Source organism: Vibrio sp. WZ-1, assembly GCF_052037695.1.
GTDB lineage: Bacteria > Pseudomonadota > Gammaproteobacteria > Enterobacterales > Vibrionaceae > Vibrio.
Map to the genome: position 1 here is coordinate 1 of NZ_JBQEQR010000048.1, position 504 is coordinate 504.

Below are 504 nucleotides of genomic sequence, written 5' to 3' on the forward strand. Positions count from 1 at the left end.
ATCCCAGACTCAAATGGTTTTTACTACCTAATCTGGGCTTATCGCAAGTTAATACGTCCTTCATCGCCTCTGACTGCCAAGGCATCCACCGTGTACGCTTAGTCACTTAACCATACAACCCGAAGGAGTTTCGAGTTGATAATCAAATCACCAAAGTTGTCTGCAATTTTTATACATGATGCAGACTCGATTTTGCCGGACTCAAATTCCAAGAACACTTGAATGTGTTTTATTGGTGTTTGTCTTAAAGACAAACATTGAGAACTTTACAATCAACAATAAATTGTTGATTTGTCAGCTTTCCAAATTGTTAAAGAGCTAGATTTTCTAATGAAAACCATTTTTAAAAGCACTCATTGAATGCGCTTAAAGATGGTGGGCGATACCGGGCTCGAACCAGTGACCCCCTGCTTGTAAGGCAGGTGCTCTCCCAACTGAGCTAATCGCCCACATTAGTTTTACTTCTTGTGGAAGAAGGTTTTCAAGATGGTGGAGCTATGCGGG

Annotated in this window: 1 tRNA gene and 1 rRNA gene; both read right to left on the minus strand. The window is 41.1% G+C overall.

The features are described from left to right. Window positions 1–112: ribosomal RNA gene (locus ACTS60_RS02880) — 23S ribosomal RNA — on the minus strand; the annotation flags it as partial. Between the two features lie 261 nt (window positions 113–373). Continuing rightward, window positions 374–449 (minus strand) — tRNA-Val (locus ACTS60_RS02885). Window positions 450–504 lie beyond the last annotated feature (55 nt).